The following is a 17361-nucleotide window of genomic DNA, read 5'->3' on the forward strand; positions in this document are numbered from 1 at the left end:
GGCGGGCTGGGCCGCGGGGGCGCTGTTCCTGGGGGCGACCTGGGTGCGGCTCGCCGCCTCGGACGTGACGGTGCCCGAGGCGTACACGCTGCCGGTGACCGCCCTCGCGCTGGCCGTGGGCTTCGTACGGCGGCGCCGGGATCCGCTGGCCGCCTCCTGGACGGCGTACGGACCGGGTCTGGCGGCGACCCTGCTGCCGAGCACCGTCGCGGTGTGGGGTGACCCGCACTGGGTGCGGCCGCTGCTGCTGGGCGGGGCCGCGCTCGCGGTGACCCTGGCCGGGGCCCGGCGCCGGCTGCGGGCTCCCCTGCTGCTGGGCGGGGCGACGCTGGTGGCGGTGGCGGCGCACGAGCTCACCCCGTACGTGGTGCAGGTCGTCGACGCGCTGCCCCGCTGGCTGCCGCCGGCCCTGGCGGGCGTGCTGCTGCTGGTGGTCGGGGCGACGTACGAGAAGCGGCTGCGCGACGCGCGGCGGCTGCGGGAGGTGATCGGCCGGCTGACGTAGCCGGGCGGGCGCCGGGGCGGGCCGGGACGGAACCGGTCCGGCCTCGGCGCCGACGGCCCGGAAGAGGGCAACGCCGGAGCGGGAAACGCCAGAGGCCCGGAGACTGTGAAAGTCTCCGGGCCTCTGGTCCGGGTGGGCGATACTGGGTTCGAACCAGTGACCCCTTCGGTGTGAACGAAGTGCTCTCCCACTGAGCTAATCGCCCGGACGCACCGCAAACATTACCGCATGTCAGCGGTGCTCTCCGCCATGGGCGGGCGGGCTCACTGGTCCTTGATGTTCCAGGGCAGGACGATCCCGTACTTCCACAGGTAGAAGCCGATCAGGGCGCCCGCGATCACGAGTCCGACGCTGGTCAGGATGATGTTGCGGCGGCGGACCTTCGGGTCCAGGGCCTTCTGCGCGGCCTCGCTGACCTTGCGCTTGGTCCACCGCAGGACGAGGTGGGCCCAGGCGAATTCGGTGGCCCAGATCGCGAGTCCCGCGAAGATCGCGACCCAGCCCGGGCCGGGCAGGACCAGCATGGCGATTCCGGCGCCGATGATGGCCAGGCCGACGACGAAGACGCCGACCTGCCAGCTCAGGTGCAGCCCCCGGCGGGCCTTGATGAAGGCCGGCGCCTTGGAGACGTGCGGCGCCTCCCGCTCGGCGGCGGAATCCTCGGCCGCAGCCTCGGCCCGACCCTCGACCCGATCACCGACCGGACCGTTGGCCGGATCGCCGACCGGACCGTTGGCGGGATCGTTGGCGGACGCATTGGCGGACTCGTTCGTTCCGCGGTCACTCCCCGTGTTCATGGGGTCGAATCTACCGGAGTGCGCAGCACACGTGAATGGTCGTTTGGATCCGCCGTTAGAGGGACCCAGAGGTCCGCAAAACGGTCAGAGGGGTTTACAACGGCACCGTAGGTGGCATGTCGATTTCGCCGACGTGCGAATCCCCGAGCGCACACTGAGCGAAAGGCCCTGGCGCTTATGAACACCACGGTCAGCTGCGAGCTGCACCTGCGCCTCGTTGTGTCGAGCGAGTCCTCACTGCCTGTTCCCGCGGGCCTGCGGTATGACACGGCCGATCCCTACGCCGTGCACGCCACCTTCCACACCGGCGCCGAGGAGACGGTCGAATGGGTATTCGCCCGCGATCTCCTCGCCGAGGGCCTTCACCGGCCCACCGGTACCGGCGACGTCCGCGTCTGGCCGTCCCGTAGCCACGGTCAGGGAGTGGTCTGCATCGCCCTGAGCTCACCGGAGGGAGAAGCACTGCTCGAAGCACCCGCACGAGCACTCGAGTCGTTCCTCAAGCGGACGGACGCCGCGGTTCCACCAGGGACCGAACACCGGCACTTCGACCTCGACAAGGAGCTCTCCCACATCCTGGCCGAATCCTGAGCCAGGCCTACAAAGGGAACCCTCTCCCGGCCCCGGCCGGGAGCCGTACGACACCGTCCGACTCGGGGCGACGGTGCGCGGCGGACAACCACATACGCACCTGCCGGCGCTGTTCACGCGGGAGCCACCCGCGCGGACGGCGCCGGTGCGCATGGGGGCGACCCGCTAGAGTCGGCCAGCAGCGGCGGCGCGGACCGTCACCGCAGGCCCGGCCCTTGAGAGGGAGACCCCGTGCAGATCCCCCACGACACCCGTCGCGCGCTCGACGTCGTCGTCGCGCTGGTGAACACCTCGGCCGAGACGGACCACCCCGACGGGCTGGCGGACGTGAACGCGCTGCGCGCCTTCGTCCGGGAGTACGCGATCAGCGACGTCGGCGAGCTCGGCGCCCGCGACCTCGCGGGCGTGCGGACGGTGCGCGGCAAGTTCGCCCAGGTGTTCGCGGCGCCGAACCCGCGCGCCGCCTCGGTACTGATCAACGAACTGGTCGCGACGGCCGGGACCACCCCGCGGCTGACCGACCACGACGGCTACGACTGGCACGTCCACTACTTCGCGCCGGGCGCCTCGGTGGGCGACCACCTGGCGGCCGACGGCGGCATGGCGCTGGCCTTCATCGTGGTTTCGGGCGAGCAGGAGCGGCTGCGCCGCTGCGAGGCCCCGGACTGCCGGCGGGCCTTCGTGGACCTGTCCCGCAACCGCTCCCGGCGCTATTGCGACAGCCGCACCTGCGGGAACCGGCTGCACGTGGCGGCGTACCGGGCCCGGCGCAAGTCGGAGCTGGGGGCGGAGCCGGGACCGGAGCCCGGTTCACAGCAGGAAGAGATCGTGCACGGCGGCGAGCAGCAGCAGACCGCCGATCACTCCTAGGAAGATCATCAGGGGCGGCTGGGAGAGCGCGAAGAGGCAGCCGCGCGGCTCCTGGGCAACGGGGGCGGTGGCCGGCGCGGGAACGGCCGGCTCACCCTGCGAGGTCTCGAGCATGTCGGGCCGATGATGGCGCAGCCCGCCCGCGTCCGTGGCTCAACACGCCAGACGCCGCGCGCGAGTTCGCCGGATCCCGTCAGTTCAGGTGGTTCCCGGCCACTCCGGCCGCCTCAGATGCCGTGCTTCTTCAAGATCGCCTCGATGTCGGAGAAGTCGTCAGCGGGAGCGGCGGCCGGGGCCGACCGCGCAGGGGCTCCGCCGCCCAGCGAGGGTGCGGAGGCGCCCGGGGCGACGGCGTCCCGGGCCGGACGGCCCTTGGCGGCCTTCGGCTCCTTCGCCGGCTCCTTCCCCGCTCCGAGCCCGCGCCGCTCTATGGCCCGGGTGGTCATGAAGAGCAGCCAGGCCAGGCCCAGCACCCCGAACCCGGCCCAGACGGTCGGCTTGAAGACGATCCCGGACAGCCACTGCACGACACCGGTCATCACCAGGCCGACCGGCACCAGCGAGTACGCCGCGATCCGCGTGGCCGCGAGGAAACGCTTGCGGTAGGCGGTCAGCGCGGCGATGCCCAGCCCGGCCGCGGACACCGCGGAACAAATGGTCTCGGCGAGCATGCGGGGCCTCCAGGGGCAGTGCGGGCGCTCGGACCCGGCCGGCGGGCCGGGCGTTCTGTCCCTATCCATCCTGCACCGGCGGCCATCGCGGCGGCCATGCCTGGAGGCCGCCCCGGGCGGATCTCCGGGACATCTCCGGGTCGCCCCTCCTCCCCAGGTCCCGGTGGAAGGGCACCGGCACGGGCTGGGAGACTGTCCACATGACCGATTCCGTGATCCTCGACGTCTGGTGCGAACTCCAGTGCCCGGACTGCCACAGCGCCCTGGACGACGTACGCGCCCTGCGGGCCCGCTACGGCGACCGGCTGGACATCCGGCTGCGCCACTTCCCGCTGGAGAAGCACAAGCACGCCTTCGCCGCCGCGCAGGCCGCCGAGGAGGCCGTCGAGCAGGGGCAGGGCTGGCCGTACGTGGAGGCGGTGCTCGCCCGTACGGCGGAGCTCGACCAGCGCGGCGAGAGCGTGCTCGTCGACGTGGCGCGTGAACTCGGCCTGGACGCCGAGGAGTTCGACACCGCCCTGATCGACGGCCGGCACATCCTGATCGTGGACGCCGACCAGGCCGAGGGCAAGGCGATCGGCGTGAGCGGCACCCCGACCTACGTGATCGACGGGCAGCGCCTCGACGGCGGCAAGAGCCAGGAGGGCCTGCGCGAGCGCATCGAGGAGATCGCCGACCAGCTGCTCGCCGCGGACTAGATCAGGTCTTTGGCGTAGTTGAAGTCGGTCGTGCGGTAGCCGAGGGACTCGTAGAGCCGCAGGGCCGGGGTGTTGTCGCTGAAGACGTGGAGCGCGAGGACCCGGTGGCCGGCCGCGAGGGCCGTGCGTTCCGCGAGGCGCATCAGGTCGCGGCCGTGACCGCGGCCCCGGTACTCCTCGGCGACCGCGACGTCGAAGACGTACGAGCCCTCGCCGCGCGCCGAGGTCCACACGGTGCCGACGCTCACCCCGGCCGCCTCCAGGACGGCGAGGCTGACGCCCGGGGTGGCGGGGCCCTGCGGCAGCTGCGCCGCGTGGTCCGCTCGCGACTTCGCGAGCGCGGCCTCCCGGGACATGCCGCGGTCGACCCACCCCCGCGCGTAGCTCTCCCGCGCTTCGGCGAGCCAGGCCGCGTACTCGTCGTCCGTCATCGCGCGACCGGTGACCCCGGCGGAGAGGGCGGGCGGCTCGGCCGGGAGTTCCTTGGCCATGTTGCGGCTGTACTCGGCGTACCCCAGAGCGCCGGCCAAGCGCAGCCCGCCCGGCGAATCGGCCGGGACGCTGACCCGCACCCGCCGGCAGCCCCAGCCGCGCAGCACCTCCTCGGCGGCGAGCGCGGCCACGGTGGCGCGGCCGCGCCGGCGGTCGGGCTCCTCGACCGCGAGGTCGCGGATCTCGGCGACCGTCGGCCCGAAGGGGGTGTCCGAGGCGAGCAGCAGTGCGCCGACGCGCCTGCTGTTGACCCGGATCTCGTACGGGCGCGAGCGCGCCCCGCCAGTGCTCTGCTGAAGCGGCCCGCTCGGCCGCAGGGTGGTGGTCATCAGTCGAGTTCTACCCGCCCCACGGCCCGAATGACAGCGGGTTTGCCCGCCCCGGACCGGGACCCGGCCGGACCGGGACCCAGCCGGACCGGCGCCGCAGGCGGTCAGGGGCGGGGGTCGGCGTCCTCGGCACAGCGGGCGTCGAAGAGGCGCATGGCCTCGGCCGTGACGGGGCCGGGGGCGGTGCCCAGCTCGCGCCCGTCGATCCGTACGACGGCCTGGACATCGCGCAGCGAGGAGGTCAGGAAGACCTCCTCGGCTTGTTCCAACGCCTCGAAGGGCAGGTCCGTCTCCTTGGCCCCCGACCACTCGGCGACGAGGGCGCGGGTGATGCCGCCGAGGCATCCGGAGGCGAGGGGCGGGGTGTGCAGTTCCCCGTCGAGGACGACGAAGACGTTGGATCCGGTGCCTTCGCACAGGCGGCCGACGGTGTTGGCGAAGAGGGCCTCGGAGGCGCCGGCCCGGTGGGCGGCGGCGAGCGCGACCACGTTCTCGGCGTACGAGGTGGTCTTCAGACCGGCCACGGCGGAGCGCTCGTTGCGCACCCAGGGCACGGTGACGACGGCCGTGGTGTCCGGGCGGCGGGTGGCCCCGGCGAAGGCGACGATCAGCGTCGGGCCGGCCTCGCCGCGGTCGGAACCCAGCGGGGAGACGCCTCCGGTGTAGGTGACGCGCAGCCGGCCGAGCGGGAGCGGGTTGGCCTCCAGTACGGCCGCGCAGGCGCGGCGCACCTCGTCGTGGTCGGGGTCCGGCAGGCCGAGGCCCCGGGCGGAGCGGGTCAGCCGCTCCAGGTGCCGGGTGAGCGCGAAGGTCCTGCCGTGCTCCGCCTTGAGGGTCTCGAAGACTCCGTCGCCGACGGTGAGGCCGTGGTCGAACACGGACACCCTCGCGTCGTCGGCGTCCCGCAGTGCTCCGTCGAGCCAGATCGTCACCGTACGGTCCTCCCGCTGTCGTTCGTGTGCGCTTCGATCACACCCGACGCTACCCGCAGCAGGCGGGCGGCCTTCAGTTCGGTCTCGGCCCACTCGCGGTCCGGGTCGGAGCCCCAGGTGATCCCGGCGCCGGTGCCGAAGCACAGCCGGGGGCCGCCGGGGTTCGCCCGGTCGATCCAGAAGGTCCGGATGCCGACGGCGAGCTCGGCGGTGCCCCGGTCGGCGTCGACCCAGCCGATGCCGCCGCAGTAGGGCCCGCGTGGGGCGGTCTCCAGGGCCTCGATGATCCGCAGGGCGGAGGACTTGGGGGCGCCGGTGACCGAGCCGGGCGGGAAGGTCGCGGCGAGCAGCTCGGGCCAGCCGGCGCCGTCGGCGAGCTCGCCGGCGACGGTGGAGACGAGGTGCACGAGGCCGGGATGCTCTTCGAGGGCGCACAGCTCGGGGACGGTGACGGATCCGGTGGCGCAGACCCGGCCGAGGTCGTTGCGCACCAGGTCCACGATCATCACGTTCTCGGCGTGGTCCTTGGGCAGCAGGTCGGCGGCGGTGCGGCCGGTGCCCTTGATGGGTCCGGACTCGACGCGGCGGCCGGTGCGGCGCAGGTACAGCTCGGGGGACGCGGTGGCGATCTCCACGCCGTGGGCCGGGAGGCGAATCGTTCCTGCATAGGGGGCCGGATTGCCGCGCGCGAGCAGCGCGGTCAGGGCGTCGACATCGGCTCCGCCGCCCGGACCGGGCTCTTCGGGCAGCGGCGCGGACATCACGCGGCAGAGGTTTGCCTGGTAGACCTCGCCCGCCTCGATGTACTCGCGGATGCGGCGGACACCGGCGACGTACGCGTCACGGCCGAGCGAGGAGGTCCACTGGTCGGCGTCGGGACCGCGCCAGGCCCCGGGGACGGGCGCGGGCACCGGGTCGGGGCGTACGTCCCCGAAGCGCGCGCAGACGAGACGGCCTTCGAAATCGGCCGTCACCGCCCAGAAGCCGGTGGAGTCGAGGGCACCAGGATCGCTGGTGACGTCTCGGAGATCGGTCGCGAGGAGGCCGCCGAAGCGGGCGAGGGGAGGCAGGTCGTGCACGGCTGCGAGTCTATGACCGGTGACGCGGTGGTGCCGGAGGGGCGTCTGGCGGGTGACCGGCGGTGATCGAGCGGCAGCACGCTGCGGAAACGCGTTTTTGAGCTGGCCCGGGAATCCGCTAGAGTTCAACTCGTCGCCAGGGAGCGAAGGGGGAAAACCCCGGAGCGAACACGGTGACCTGCGGACGTAGCTCAGTTGGTAGAGCACCACCTTGCCAAGGTGGATGTCGCGAGTTCGAGTCTCGTCGTCCGCTCTGAGGTGGGGGATCATCTTCCCGAGGACCCCCCTCTTGCTCCATGGTGGAGTGGCCGAGAGGCGAGGCAACGGCCTGCAAAGCCGTCTACACGGGTTCAAATCCCGTCTCCACCTCCAAGGACGATTAGCTCAGCGGGAGAGCGCTTCCCTGACACGGAAGAGGTCACTGGTTCAATCCCAGTATCGTCCACTGGTCCGCAAGGATCCCCGCGCGATTAGCTCAGCGGGAGAGCGCTTCCCTGACACGGAAGAGGTCACTGGTTCAATCCCAGTATCGCGCACGCATTACCACGCACCACCTGCTGACCTGCGGCTTTATAGCCGTCCCGCGCGATTAGCTCAGCGGGAGAGCGCTTCCCTGACACGGAAGAGGTCACTGGTTCAATCCCAGTATCGCGCACCGCAATCCGAAAGCCCCGGCCGTTCCCACGGTCGGGGCTTTCGCGTGTGCGCCTCGGGTACGCCTCGCTCGCGTACGCATGCTCGTCTGGTGTACGCATGCCCGTGCGGGGTGCCGGTGGGGGTGGGGCCCCGGTCGCGCTCGGGGCCCCCGGAGCCGTCAGGACGAGAAGAGCATCCGGCCGAAGCCGCCCTTGTGGTGGCCGTGACCGTGCCCGTGGCCGTAGCCCCCGTGCTGCGGGGCGCCCCAGGCGGGTGCGGGCGCGGTGTGCTGGGCCGGGTACGGAGCCGGGGCCGGCGGCGCGGCGGGCGGCGGGACCTGGCCGTACTGGGCGGTGTACTGGGACTCCAGGCGGGTCAGCGCCTCCAGCTCGCCGTAGTCGAGGAAGATGCCGCGGCAGCCGCTGCACTGCTCTATCTGGACACCGTTGCGGTTGTAGGTGTGCATCATCGCGTGACACTTCGGACACTGCATGACCGGATCAACTCCTCGCCGTCTGGGTCGACACCGGATGCGTACCCGGTGGCGTGGGGATCACCCTACGACGGAGCGCCCCGCTCCAAGTCGGGCGGGAGGGAGGCGATCCGGGCACAGCCGTCCACCATCAGCCGCTCCCCGTCGTCGAGTCGGCGGTGTTCCCGGGCCGCCTTGGCCAGGGCCAGTGCGGCCGTCTGCACCGTGAGCGCGCGGGCGGCGACATCGAGTTCCGGCCAGGGGTCGCCGCCGATCGGACCGGCCGCGGGCCCGCCCGCGGCGCGGTAGGCGTCGAGGAAGCGCAGCCAGGTCTCCGCGTCCAACAACCCGGCGGCGTACCAGGCCGCGGGCCGGCCGAGGTCCCAGGCGGCCGCGCCGAGGCCGAGGTCGTCGACGTCGATGAGCCGCCACCGGCCCGCCGGACCCCGGACCAACTGGCCGAGATGCAGGTCCCCGTGACACAGCACCCCTCCCGCGGGCTGCGCCGCCTCCCCCCGGGCCCAGGCGGGCAGCGACGCGGCGGCGGCCCGGACGAGACGCGCCGCCCGGGGGGCGTCGTCGGCGTCGGGGACACCATGGGCGTCCCGTGGAGCGCGGGCGTCGCGGGCACCACGGGCGTCCCGGAGGTCGCGGGCATCGCGCGGATCGCGGGCGTCGAGGGGATCTCCGGGATCGCGGGCATCGCGGGCATCGCGGGGATCGCGGGCATCGCGCGGATCCCCGGGATCGCGGGCATCGCGGGGATCGCGGAGATCCCGCGGATCGCGGGCATCGCGCGGATCGCGGGCATCGCGGGCATCGCGGGCATCGCGGAGATCCCGCGGATCGCGGGCATCGCGCGGATCGCGGGCATCGCGGAGATCCCGGGGATCCCGGGGATCGCGGAGGTCCCGCGCGTCGCGGAGATCCCGCGCGTCGCGGAGATCCCGCGCGTCGGGGCCGCCCGGTCGGCGGCCTGTGGGGGCGTCGGCCGCGGGTGGGTAGGCGGCCGCGAGGCGGCGCAGGGCGCGGGCGACTTTGGCGGGGCCGCGCATCGGGGGCACGCGGGCCGGGAGGCGGTGGAGCGGGGTGCGGTGGAGGCCCGCCAGGAGCTCCGCGGCCGCCTCCCAGGGCGCGTCCTGGGGGCGGTCCGGGGCTACCGGAGCGCCGTAGGGCCACAGGGAGACGGGCCGGTCGGCGACCCGGCCGAGCCCGGGCCGCAGCGGGGGCAGCAGGATCCCGGCCAGCGCCGCGTCCCCGGCGATCCGGATCCGTACGGCCAGGGCCTCGGGATCGCTGTCCCCCGCGTGCGCCTTGGCCACGGTGTCCCCGCAGCGGACGACCGTGCCGTCCTCGCGCTCCGCGAGGAGGACGTACCGCGCCGAGCCCGCGTACGCCGCGAGCGCGGCCGCGCTCACTCGCTCCAGCGGAACCACGCTCCCGCGCCGTCGATGTGGTGCAGGAACTCCGATCCCGGCACCCCGTCGGGCGTGACGGGCGCGAGCTGCTCCGCGATCGGGGCGTACACGGCGTCGAAGTGCTCGCCGAAGAGCTCGTCGCCGATCTCCTCGGCCGTCATCGCCCGGACGGCCTCGAACCGCCGGACGGCCTCGAACCGCTGGACGGTCTCAACCCGCCGGATGGTCTCGGACCGGGACCGGAGCTGCTCGAAGGCGGGTTCCGGCGCGAAGCGGCCGTGCAGCCGGGGGAAGCCGGCCGACTCCACGGTGACCGCGCCCAGCGGGCGGCCCTGCCGCGCGGCGGTCCAACCGCCGCCCTCTGCTCCCGACCGCTCCATGACCACTCCTCCGTGCCCCGCGTCCCGGGCGGGTGCCCTTGGGGTCGAGGGTACGGAACGCCGGGAACTCGACCGGGTGCGGGGAGGGGCGCGGAAAAGGGGGCGGGGAGGGGTGCGGGCATGAGAAAGGGTGCTGCGCGTCCGGCTCCCCAGCCGGACGCGCAGCACCCTTCACCTGCCGTCCGTCGACCGCGCCCCCGTCCCCACGGGGTTCGGCCGGTGACAGTCCCGGCCCAGGCCGCTCTCCTGGGCCCGGGGCGCCGCTCAGCGCCCCAGCATCACGCTTACGGACGACGCTTGCGCCGCCACCTGGTCGAAACCTCCGAAGAGGAAGAGCAGGAGGGCGGCCAGGGGGAGCACCATCGCCGCCGCCACCAGCGGGTGGCGACGCCCGGACTCATGGCTGTTGAACGCGAAAGCCTTGCGTCCCTGCCGTGCGATGTCCGCCATGGTCCTCTCCCTGTCGTTTGGCAGCGGCGGGCTTGTGACCTCGGGGGACGAGTGCTCCACCCGCCGCTTGTCTTCAACACTAGGCGCGGGAAAGGCTCCTGGCCTCATGCCTTCGTACCCATTGCCGGGCCTCCGGGAGGATGACGAGGGCACCTGGCGTGTACTCCCCTGGGTGGAGACGGGTCCCCCGTTCTGAGGGTCTTCCCGGAGGGGATCAGCGGAGCGTGGTGACTTCTCTCACTTCCGTCACTCCCCGCACACGCGCCGCCTCCGACCAGGCAGTCCCAAGATCAACCGGACGGGCCCGGCGCCGACCCTCCGCACCTCTCCGCGTTCGCCTCACCCTCAGGGCCAATTCCCTTGAACGGGAAGCCCCTTGGCCAGGCCACTCGCTCCCGCACACGCGTCCGACCGGTGGTCTGAGGATCCCTCAAGTGGACTGCCCCGTACTGACGATCGAATCTCCTGGCGAGGGCGCGGCCTCTGAGCGCGCATGCCGGATGGTCCGTAAGCTGTGCCACGTCAACAGGACGACCGGTCAGCGGGGTGGACATGGCGATGATGCGGCTCCGGCGCGAGGACCCGCGTGTCGTCGGCTCGTTCAGGCTGCACCGGCGCCTCGGCGCCGGCGGCATGGGCGTCGTCTACCTGGGATCGGACCGGCGCGGCCAGCGTGTCGCGCTCAAGGTGATCCGGCCGGACCTGGCCGAGGACCAGGAGTTCCGCTCCCGTTTCGCACGCGAGGTGTCCGCAGCCCGGCGCATCCGCGGCGGGTGCACCGCGCGCCTGGTCGCCGCGGACCTGGAGGCGGAGCGCCCGTGGTTCGCCACGCAGTACGTGCCCGGCCCCTCCCTGCACGACAAGGTCGCCGAGGAGGGCCCGCTGACGGCGGCGCAGATCGCCTCCATCGGCGCCGCGCTCTCCGAGGGCCTGGTCGCCGTGCACGAGGCGGGGGTCGTCCACCGCGACCTCAAGCCCTCGAACATCCTTCTGTCGCCCAAGGGCCCGCGCATCATCGACTTCGGCATCGCCTGGGCCACCGGCGCGAGCACCCTCACCCACGTGGGCACGGCCGTCGGCTCCCCCGGGTTCCTGGCACCCGAGCAGGTGCGCGGCGCCGCCGTCACCCCCGCCACGGACGTTTTCTCGCTCGGCGCCACCCTCGCCTACGCGGCCACCGCCGACTCCCCCTTCGGACACGGCAGTTCCGAGGTCATGCTCTACCGCGTGGTGCACGAGGAGCCGCACCTCCAGGGCGTCCCGGACGCGCTCGCGCCCCTCGTACGGGCCTGCCTGGCCAAGGACCCCGAGGAGCGGCCGACCACGCTCCAGCTGTCGATGCGGCTCAAGGAGATCGCGTCCCGCGAGGCGCACGGGATGGGCGAGCCCCGCCCTCCGGCGCAGCGCGCCCGGACGGAGCGGCCCACGGGCCGGCTCGCCGAGGGGTACGCCGACCAGCGCGCGGAGCGGCGTACGGGCGGCGGCGTCCCCACGCCCCCGCCCCAGGGGCCGGGTCAGGGCCAGTCCCACGGCGGTCAGGGCGGCAAGGCACCGCAGAGCGGACCGCACTCGCGCCCCTCGTCCCCCCGCAACACCGGCTCCAGGGGCCCCGGCTCCACCGCCGGGCGTACGGGCGGCCGCCCGGCGCCCCGTACGACGGGCACGGGCCGCCGGCCCTCGCGGCCGGACCCGAAGCTGATGCGCCAGCGCCTGATCGTCTTCGTCGTGGTGACGCTGATCGTCGCGCTGGGCATCGCCCTCGCCCAGAAGCTCTAGGACGCCCAGAGGCTCTGGCTCTTCGAAGCTCAGCTCGCCGACCCGACCGTGGAACGGGAGCACCAAGTCATCCACGACTGCGTCGAGCAGGCGGTGCTCGCCGAGCGGATGGGCTTCGACCGGATCTGGGCTGTGGAGCACCACTCCCTGAAGTGGTACGCCCACATGAGTGCCCCGGAAATCTTTTTGACGTGGGTGGCGGCCCGGACCAGCACGATAGCAAGGGAGTTTCATGTCTGACATATCTGTGCGCCTGGCGAACGATGCCGACCGTTCTGTGCTGGAACGTCTCTGGCTGATGTTCCGCCATGACCTGTCGGAGTTCGGTGGCCTGCTGCCCAACCCGGACGGGACGTTCCGGAGCGAATGGCTCCGGGCGGCCTTCGACGACACCGATTGGGCGCCGTACCTGCTGATGAGCGGCGAACACCCCGTCGGCCTCGCTCTCGTCCGCGGCCTGGTCGGCCGCACGCGCGTACTCAACGGCTTCTTCGTCGTGCGTGGGGCGCGGAGATCCGGGATCGGGATGCGTGCCGTTCAGGAGGTGGTCGCCAAGCACCCGGGCCCGTGGGAAGTCGCTTTCCAGGACGCCAACGTGGCCGCTGTGCACTTCTGGCGCCGCGTCGCGGCCGAGATCGCGGGTGACGCGTGGACGGAGGATCGCAGGCCGGTGCCAGGCCGGTCCGACCTGCCGCCCGACGTATGGATCTCATTCGACGTGTGCGCGTAAGGGTCGGACCGCTCGGATCGATTTGAGCGCGAACGGCCCTCGGTCTTGCGGTCAGTTGCGCCTTGCTCGGGTGGCGTAGAAGGCGACAGCAGAGGCGGCGGCGACGTTGAGGGAGTCGACTCCGGCGTCCATGGGGATGCGGACGTGCTCGTCGGCCGCCATGAGCGCTTCCTGTGTGAGCCCGTCCCCTTCGGTACCGAAGATCAGAGCCAGCTTGTCGTAATCCCGCGCGGCGAGCTCGTCAATGGTGATCGCCTTCTCGCTCAGGCAGAGTGCGGCCGACACGTACCCGGCCTCCCGGAGCATCTCGACGTCCCTCGGCCAGGACTCCAGGCGGGCCCACGGGACTTGGAAGACCGCCCCCATCGACACCTTCACCGCACGCCGGTAGAGAGGATCGGCGCAGCGCGGGGTGAGGAGGACCGCATCGACTCCGAGAGCTGCCGCGTTGCGGAAGGCGGCGCCCAGATTGGCGTGGTCGACGATGTCTTCGAACACCGCGACCCGGTGACCCGTGTCGAGGAGGTCCTCGGCCGTGGGCAGCGGCTTGCGCTGCATCGAGGCGAGGGCGCCACGGTGCACGTGGTAGCCGGTGACGCGCTCGGCGAGCTCGGGGCTGACGGCGTAGACCGGGGCCGGGAGTTCGTCGATGACGTCGCGCATGACGTCGACCCACTTGGCGGAGAGCAGCATCGATCGCATCTCGTACCCGGCGTCCTTGGCGCGTCTGATCACCTTCTCGCCCTCGGCGATGAAGAGGCCTTCCGCGGGCTCGCGCCTGCGCCGGAGTTCGACGTCGGTCAGGCCCGTGTAGTCGCGCAGGCGCGGGTCGTCGGGGTCCTCGACGGTGATGAGATCAGCCACAGGGTGATACTGCCTTGTCCTGGGTGCGGTGCCAACGGCTCTGCTGGGTCCTGGGTCGTGGGTCGTGGGTCGTCGTCCTACTCGGCCGCGGGCCGGTGCACCTTCACCACGTCGCCGATGACGATGACGGCCGGCGGCCGCACGTCCTGGGCCCTGACGGTCTCGCCGACGGTGGCCAGGGTGGCGTCCACCCGGCGCTGGGAGGCGGTGGTGCCCTCCTGGATGACGGCGACCGCGGTGTCGGCGGGGCGGCCGTGGCGGACCAGCGCCTCGGCGATCAGGCCGATCTTGTCCACGCCCATGAGGATGACCAGGGTGCCGGTGAGCTTCGCGAGGGAGGCCCAGTCGACGAGCGAGCGCGGGTCGTCGGGGCCGACGTGGCCGCTGACCACCGTGAACTCGTGCGCCACGCCCCGGTGGGTGACCGGGATGCCGGCCGCGCCGGGCACGGAGATGGAGCTGGAGATGCCGGGGACCACGGTGCAGGGGATCCCGGCCTCGGCGAGGGCCTGGAGCTCCTCCATGCCGCGCCCGAAGACGTACGGGTCACCGCCCTTGAGCCGGACGACGGCCTTGCCCGCCTTGGCGTGCTCGATGAGGGCGTTGTTGATGGCCTCCTGCGCCATGAAACGGCCGTACGGGATCTTCGCGGCGTCGATGACCTCGACGTGCGGTGCGAGCTCGTCGAGGAGGTCACGGGGGCCGAGCCGGTCGGCGATGACCACATCGGCCTCGGCGAGGAGGCGGCGGCCGCGCACCGTGATCAGGTCCGGGTCGCCCGGACCGCCGCCGACGAGGGAGACGCCGGGGGTGTGGCGGCGGTGGCGGGAGGCGACGAGCGAGCCGTCGCGCAGGCCGTCGACCACGGCGTCGCGGACGGCGGCGGAGCGGCGCGGGTCGTTGCCGGTCAGGACGGCGACGGTGACTCCGTCCACGCGGCCGGTGGCCGGGGTCCAGGCGGTGGCCGCCTCGGCGTCGTCGGCGCGGACGCACCAGACGCGCCTGCGCTCCGCTTCGGCGGAGGCGGCGTCGTTGGCGGCCTCGTCGCGGGTGGCGACGAGCGCGTACCAGGCGTCGGTGAGGTCGCCGTCCTGGTAGCGGCGGCGCTCCCAGCGGATCTCTCCCGCCTCGGCCATGGCGTCCACGGAGGGGGTGGCGGAGGGCGAGATCAGGACGATGTCGGCGCCGGCCGCGATGAGGGCGGGAAGGCGGCGCTGGGCGACCTGGCCGCCGCCGACGACGACGACGCGGCGGCCCGCGAGTCTCAGGCCGACGGGGTACGCGGGGTGTTCAGCCATGGCGGTGCGGCTCCTGATGCGGCGGTCGTCGTGCTGTCTTGCCGCTGCGGCGTTGGAGCGGCGGGGGTGGCGTGCGGGTGTGGCGTGCGGGGCTGCCGGGCGGTGTTGACGTGGGGTTTCTCGTGCGGGTCCACGATACGGCCCGGCGGTGGCGGGGGCACGGGCCGGGCCCCGGGCGGTTCCCGGTCCCCGCCCCCCGCCGGAACCGGGGCTCCCCCGGCGGGGCCGGACGGGCGCTGCGCGCCGTGTCCGGCTCCGCCGACGGAGCCCCGGAACGGCTACTTCTCCGTGACTCCGGCCGAGTCGAAGGTGGCGACCTCGTGCATCGCGCGGGCCGCGCTCTGGACCAGCGGGAGGGCCAGTAGGGCGCCGGTGCCCTCGCCCAGGCGGAGGTCCAGGTCGACCAGCGGGCGCAGACCGAGCTTGTTCAGGGCCGCGACGTGGCCCGGCTCCGCGCTGCGGTGGCCGGCGATGCAGGCGGAGAGCGACTCGGGGGCGATGGCGCGGGCCACCAGGGCGGCCGCGCCCGCGCTCACGCCGTCCAGGATGACGGGGGTGCGCAGGGCGGCGCCGCCGAGGAGGAGGCCGACGATCGCCGCGTGCTCCAGGCCGCCCACGGCCGCCAGGACGCCGATCGGGTCCGCCGGGTCGGGCTGGTGGAGGTCCAGGGCGCGGCGGACGACCTCGACCTTGCGGGCGTGCGTCTCGTCGTTGATGCCCGTGCCGCGGCCGGTCACCTCGGCCGGGTCGACCCCGGTGAAGACGGAGATCAGGGCGGCGGACACGGTGGTGTTCGCGATGCCCATCTCGCCGGTCAGCAGGGCCTTGTTGCCGGCCGCGACCAGGTCGCGGGCGGTCTCGATGCCCACCTCGATGGCGGCGACGGCCTCCTCGCGGGTCATCGCGGGGCCCACGGAGAAGTCGGCCGTGCCGGGGCGGATCTTGCGGGGCAGGAGGCCGGGCGTGGCCGGGAGGTCCCCGGCGACGCCGACGTCGATGACGCAGACCTCGGCGCCCACCTGGTTGGCGAAGGCGTTGCAGACCGCTCCGCCGCCCAGGAAGTTGGCCACCATCTGCGTGGTGACCTCCTGGGGCCACGGGGTGACGCCCTGGGCGTGGACTCCGTGGTCGCCCGCGAAGATCGCGACGGCGGCCGGCTCGGGGATCGGCGGCGGGCAGACCCGCGAGAGGCCGGACAGCTGGGCCGAGATGATTTCGAGCATGCCCAGGGCCCCGGCGGGCTTGGTCATGCGCTTCTGCCGCTCCCAGGCCTCGCCGAGCGCCTTCGCGTCGAGCGGGCGGATGCTGGCGACCGTCTCCGAGAGCAGGTCGTGCGGCTCCTCGCCGGGCAGCGCACGGCGCCCGTACGTCTCCTCGTGCACGACCCAGGAGAGGGGGCGGCGCTGGGACCATCCGGCCTGCGCGAGCTCGGGCTCCTCGGGGAACTCGTCCACGTACCCGACGCACAGGTAGGCGACGACCTCCAGGTGCTCCGGCAGGCCGAGCGCGCGGACCATCTCGCGCTCGTCGAAGAAGCTGACCCAGCCGACGCCGAGGCCTTCGGCGCGGGCGGCGAGCCAGAGGTTCTCGACGGCGAGGGCCGAGGAGTACGGGGCCATCTGCGGCTGGGTGTGCCGGCCGAGGGTGTGGCGGCCGCCCCGGGTGGGATCGGCGGTGACCACGATGTTCACCGGGGTGTCGAGGATGGCCTCGATCTTGAGTTCCTTGAACTGCTTGGCCCGGCCCTTGGGCAGCGACTTCGCGTAGGCCTCGCGCTGGTGCTCGGCGAGTTCGTGCATGGTCCGGCGGGTCTCGGCGGACTTGATGACGACGAAGTCCCACGGCTGGGAGTGGCCGACGCTGGGCGCGGTGTGCGCCGCCTCCAGGACGCGGAGCAGCACCTCGTGCGGGATGGGGTCGCTGCGGAAGCCCTTGCGGATGTCGCGGCGCTCGCGCATGACGCGCAGGACGGCCTCCCGCTCGGCGTCGGCGTACGCGGGGGCCGGCGGCTCCACGGCTCCGGCCTCCGGCTCGGCGTCGGGGGCGACCACGGCCACCGGGGCGGACTCGGGCACGGATTCGGCTTCGGGCTGGGCCTCGGTTTCGGGCTGGGCCTCGGGCTCCGCCGGTGCGTCGTGCGGCGCGGCGGCGACCGGCTCCTCGGACTCGGGGGCCGACGCGGGCTCCGGCTGCGGCTCGTCGGCCTGCATCACCGTTTCTGCGGGCTGCGGCTCGGGGGCGACCTCGGCCACGACGGATGCCGGCTCGGGTACGGGTACGGGTGCCACCACGACCTCGGCCGGGGCCGGCTCGGGCGCGGCCGGCTCCGCCACGGCGGGCTCCGGCGCCACGGCGACCGGCGGGGCCGTCACC

19 protein-coding genes, 6 tRNA genes and 1 pseudogene are annotated in these 17361 nt (G+C 73.3%); 12 read left to right on the forward strand and 14 right to left on the reverse strand.

The window, feature by feature from the left end; genetic code table 11:
• Positions 1-505, forward strand: a 505-nt coding sequence (locus tag J7E97_RS31590; protein WP_374224292.1) for an SCO7613 C-terminal domain-containing membrane protein, incomplete at its 5' end; no start/stop codon positions are given.
• Positions 506-638: 133 nt separating this feature from the next.
• Here the strand turns inward: J7E97_RS31590 and J7E97_RS31595 are convergent.
• Both J7E97_RS31595 and J7E97_RS31600 read right to left on the reverse strand, forming a co-directional pair.
• Positions 639-710: transfer RNA gene (locus J7E97_RS31595), tRNA-Val, on the reverse strand.
• Positions 711-768: 58 nt separating this feature from the next.
• Positions 769-1302 carry a TIGR02611 family protein gene (locus J7E97_RS31600; RefSeq protein WP_215034425.1) on the reverse strand — a complete coding sequence of 178 codons (534 nt, stop codon included), beginning with the start codon at positions 1300-1302 and terminating at the stop codon, positions 769-771.
• A 177-nt stretch (positions 1303-1479) separates the two neighbouring features.
• Here J7E97_RS31600 and J7E97_RS31605 point away from each other — a divergent pair, with 177 nt between their 5' ends.
• Together J7E97_RS31605 and J7E97_RS31610 are read left to right on the forward strand one after the other, a co-directional pair.
• A complete protein-coding gene (locus tag J7E97_RS31605; protein WP_030011909.1) occupies positions 1480-1893 on the forward strand; it encodes an SsgA family sporulation/cell division regulator in 414 nt (137 codons plus the stop codon).
• A gap of 231 nt (positions 1894-2124) precedes the next feature.
• A complete protein-coding gene (locus tag J7E97_RS31610; RefSeq protein WP_215034427.1) occupies positions 2125-2763 on the forward strand; it encodes a CGNR zinc finger domain-containing protein in 639 nt (212 codons plus the stop codon).
• Here the strand turns inward: J7E97_RS31610 and J7E97_RS31615 are convergent.
• On the reverse strand, positions 2704-2877 hold the full coding sequence (locus J7E97_RS31615) for a hypothetical protein (protein WP_215034429.1): 174 nt from the start codon (positions 2875-2877) through the stop codon (positions 2704-2706). The two genes, J7E97_RS31610 and J7E97_RS31615, sit on opposite strands and share 60 nt — an antisense overlap.
• Positions 2878-2990: 113 nt before the next feature.
• Positions 2991-3434: a hypothetical protein gene (locus J7E97_RS31620; protein WP_215034431.1), complete on the reverse strand. Its 444-nt coding sequence runs from the start codon at positions 3432-3434 to the stop codon at positions 2991-2993.
• A gap of 200 nt (positions 3435-3634) precedes the next feature.
• Between J7E97_RS31620 and J7E97_RS31625 the strand changes: the two genes are divergently transcribed.
• On the forward strand, positions 3635-4132 hold the full coding sequence (locus J7E97_RS31625; protein ID WP_215034433.1) for a DsbA family protein: 498 nt from the start codon (positions 3635-3637) through the stop codon (positions 4130-4132).
• Here the strand turns inward: J7E97_RS31625 and J7E97_RS31630 are convergent.
• The 3 genes from J7E97_RS31630 to J7E97_RS31640 all read right to left on the reverse strand — a co-directional run bounded on the left by J7E97_RS31630 (position 4129) and on the right by J7E97_RS31640 (position 6964).
• A complete protein-coding gene (locus J7E97_RS31630) occupies positions 4129-4953 on the reverse strand; it encodes a GNAT family N-acetyltransferase (protein WP_215034435.1) in 825 nt (274 codons plus the stop codon). The genes J7E97_RS31625 and J7E97_RS31630 overlap by 4 nt on opposite strands.
• A gap of 104 nt (positions 4954-5057) precedes the next feature.
• Positions 5058-5885, reverse strand: a complete 828-nt coding sequence (locus J7E97_RS31635; RefSeq protein ID WP_215034438.1) for an aminotransferase class IV — start codon at positions 5883-5885, stop codon at positions 5058-5060.
• Positions 5882-6964, reverse strand: coding sequence for a chorismate-binding protein (locus J7E97_RS31640; protein WP_215034440.1), 1083 nt, complete (start codon positions 6962-6964; stop codon positions 5882-5884). The genes J7E97_RS31635 and J7E97_RS31640 overlap by 4 nt, the downstream gene beginning before the upstream one ends.
• A gap of 180 nt (positions 6965-7144) precedes the next feature.
• Here J7E97_RS31640 and J7E97_RS31645 point away from each other — a divergent pair.
• The 5 genes from J7E97_RS31645 to J7E97_RS31665 all read left to right on the forward strand — a co-directional run bounded on the left by J7E97_RS31645 (position 7145) and on the right by J7E97_RS31665 (position 7619).
• Positions 7145-7217 (forward strand) — tRNA-Gly (locus J7E97_RS31645).
• Between the two features lie 45 nt (positions 7218-7262).
• Positions 7263-7336 (forward strand) — tRNA-Cys (locus J7E97_RS31650).
• Between the two features lies 1 nt (position 7337).
• Positions 7338-7409, forward strand: a tRNA-Val gene (locus tag J7E97_RS31655).
• A gap of 19 nt (positions 7410-7428) precedes the next feature.
• Positions 7429-7500 (forward strand) — tRNA-Val (locus J7E97_RS31660).
• Between the two features lie 47 nt (positions 7501-7547).
• A tRNA-Val gene (locus J7E97_RS31665) sits at positions 7548-7619 on the forward strand.
• Positions 7620-7778: 159 nt separating this feature from the next.
• On the opposite strand, the gene J7E97_RS31670 is transcribed toward J7E97_RS31665, so the two are convergent.
• The 4 genes from J7E97_RS31670 to J7E97_RS31685 form a co-directional block, all read right to left on the reverse strand.
• Positions 7779-8093: a zf-TFIIB domain-containing protein gene (locus tag J7E97_RS31670; RefSeq protein ID WP_215034442.1), complete on the reverse strand. Its 315-nt coding sequence runs from the start codon at positions 8091-8093 to the stop codon at positions 7779-7781.
• Between the two features lie 65 nt (positions 8094-8158).
• Positions 8159-9490, reverse strand: coding sequence for a hypothetical protein (locus tag J7E97_RS36425; RefSeq protein ID WP_308346881.1), 1332 nt, complete (start codon positions 9488-9490; stop codon positions 8159-8161).
• Positions 9487-9870, reverse strand: a complete 384-nt coding sequence (locus tag J7E97_RS31680; RefSeq protein WP_215034444.1) for a hypothetical protein — start codon at positions 9868-9870, stop codon at positions 9487-9489. Before J7E97_RS31680 ends, J7E97_RS36425 begins: the two co-directional genes overlap by 4 nt.
• Positions 9871-10134: 264 nt before the next feature.
• The gene (locus J7E97_RS31685) at positions 10135-10320 is read right to left on the reverse strand and encodes a hypothetical protein (protein WP_215034445.1); all 186 of its coding nucleotides are present in this window, start codon (positions 10318-10320) and stop codon (positions 10135-10137) included.
• A 552-nt stretch (positions 10321-10872) separates the two neighbouring features.
• Between J7E97_RS31685 and J7E97_RS31690 the strand changes: the two genes are divergently transcribed.
• From J7E97_RS31690 to J7E97_RS31700, 3 genes and pseudogenes are all read left to right on the forward strand, one after another.
• Complete coding sequence (locus tag J7E97_RS31690; protein WP_215034447.1) at positions 10873-12096, forward strand: serine/threonine-protein kinase; 1224 nt, start codon at positions 10873-10875, stop codon at positions 12094-12096.
• 48 nt (positions 12097-12144) lie between these two features.
• Positions 12145-12315, forward strand: a pseudogene (locus tag J7E97_RS31695) (LLM class flavin-dependent oxidoreductase); the annotation flags it as partial.
• A gap of 13 nt (positions 12316-12328) precedes the next feature.
• The gene (locus J7E97_RS31700; RefSeq protein ID WP_215034449.1) at positions 12329-12826 is read left to right on the forward strand and encodes a GNAT family N-acetyltransferase; all 498 of its coding nucleotides are present in this window, start codon (positions 12329-12331) and stop codon (positions 12824-12826) included.
• 51 nt (positions 12827-12877) lie between these two features.
• Here J7E97_RS31700 and J7E97_RS31705 read toward each other — a convergent pair whose 3' ends face one another.
• The 3 genes from J7E97_RS31705 to cobT form a co-directional block, all read right to left on the reverse strand.
• A complete protein-coding gene (locus tag J7E97_RS31705; protein ID WP_215034451.1) occupies positions 12878-13690 on the reverse strand; it encodes an RNA methyltransferase in 813 nt (270 codons plus the stop codon).
• A 77-nt stretch (positions 13691-13767) separates the two neighbouring features.
• Positions 13768-14988 (reverse strand): uroporphyrinogen-III C-methyltransferase, encoded by a 1221-nt coding sequence (cobA, locus tag J7E97_RS31710; RefSeq protein WP_215034453.1) that lies wholly within the window; start codon positions 14986-14988, stop codon positions 13768-13770.
• 278 nt (positions 14989-15266) lie between these two features.
• The coding region (gene cobT / locus J7E97_RS31715) for a nicotinate-nucleotide--dimethylbenzimidazole phosphoribosyltransferase (protein ID WP_215034455.1) at positions 15267-17361 on the reverse strand (2095 nt) is incomplete at its 5' end.

The sequence above is a fragment of the Streptomyces sp. ISL-66 genome (assembly GCF_018614135.1).
Lineage (GTDB): Bacteria > Actinomycetota > Actinomycetes > Streptomycetales > Streptomycetaceae > Streptomyces.

What these genes read in the sequence shown, in the direction of transcription:
- J7E97_RS31600 (WP_215034425.1), bottom strand. Translation starts at nt 1,302, where the DNA reads ATGAACACGGGGAGTGACCGCGGAACGAACGAGTCCGCCAATGCGTCC.
- J7E97_RS31605 (WP_030011909.1), top strand. Translation starts at nt 1,480, where the DNA reads ATGAACACCACGGTCAGCTGCGAGCTGCACCTGCGCCTCGTTGTGTCG.
- J7E97_RS31615 (WP_215034429.1), bottom strand. Translation starts at nt 2,877, where the DNA reads ATGCTCGAGACCTCGCAGGGTGAGCCGGCCGTTCCCGCGCCGGCCACC.
- J7E97_RS31620 (WP_215034431.1), bottom strand. Translation starts at nt 3,434, where the DNA reads ATGCTCGCCGAGACCATTTGTTCCGCGGTGTCCGCGGCCGGGCTGGGC.
- J7E97_RS31625 (WP_215034433.1), top strand. Translation starts at nt 3,635, where the DNA reads ATGACCGATTCCGTGATCCTCGACGTCTGGTGCGAACTCCAGTGCCCG.
- J7E97_RS31630 (WP_215034435.1), bottom strand. Translation starts at nt 4,953, where the DNA reads ATGACCACCACCCTGCGGCCGAGCGGGCCGCTTCAGCAGAGCACTGGC.
- J7E97_RS31670 (WP_215034442.1), bottom strand. Translation starts at nt 8,093, where the DNA reads ATGCAGTGTCCGAAGTGTCACGCGATGATGCACACCTACAACCGCAAC.
- J7E97_RS31680 (WP_215034444.1), bottom strand. Translation starts at nt 9,870, where the DNA reads ATGGAGCGGTCGGGAGCAGAGGGCGGCGGTTGGACCGCCGCGCGGCAG.
- J7E97_RS31685 (WP_215034445.1), bottom strand. Translation starts at nt 10,320, where the DNA reads ATGGCGGACATCGCACGGCAGGGACGCAAGGCTTTCGCGTTCAACAGC.
- J7E97_RS31690 (WP_215034447.1), top strand. Translation starts at nt 10,873, where the DNA reads ATGGCGATGATGCGGCTCCGGCGCGAGGACCCGCGTGTCGTCGGCTCG.
- J7E97_RS31700 (WP_215034449.1), top strand. Translation starts at nt 12,329, where the DNA reads ATGTCTGACATATCTGTGCGCCTGGCGAACGATGCCGACCGTTCTGTG.
- cobA (WP_215034453.1), bottom strand. Translation starts at nt 14,988, where the DNA reads ATGGCTGAACACCCCGCGTACCCCGTCGGCCTGAGACTCGCGGGCCGC.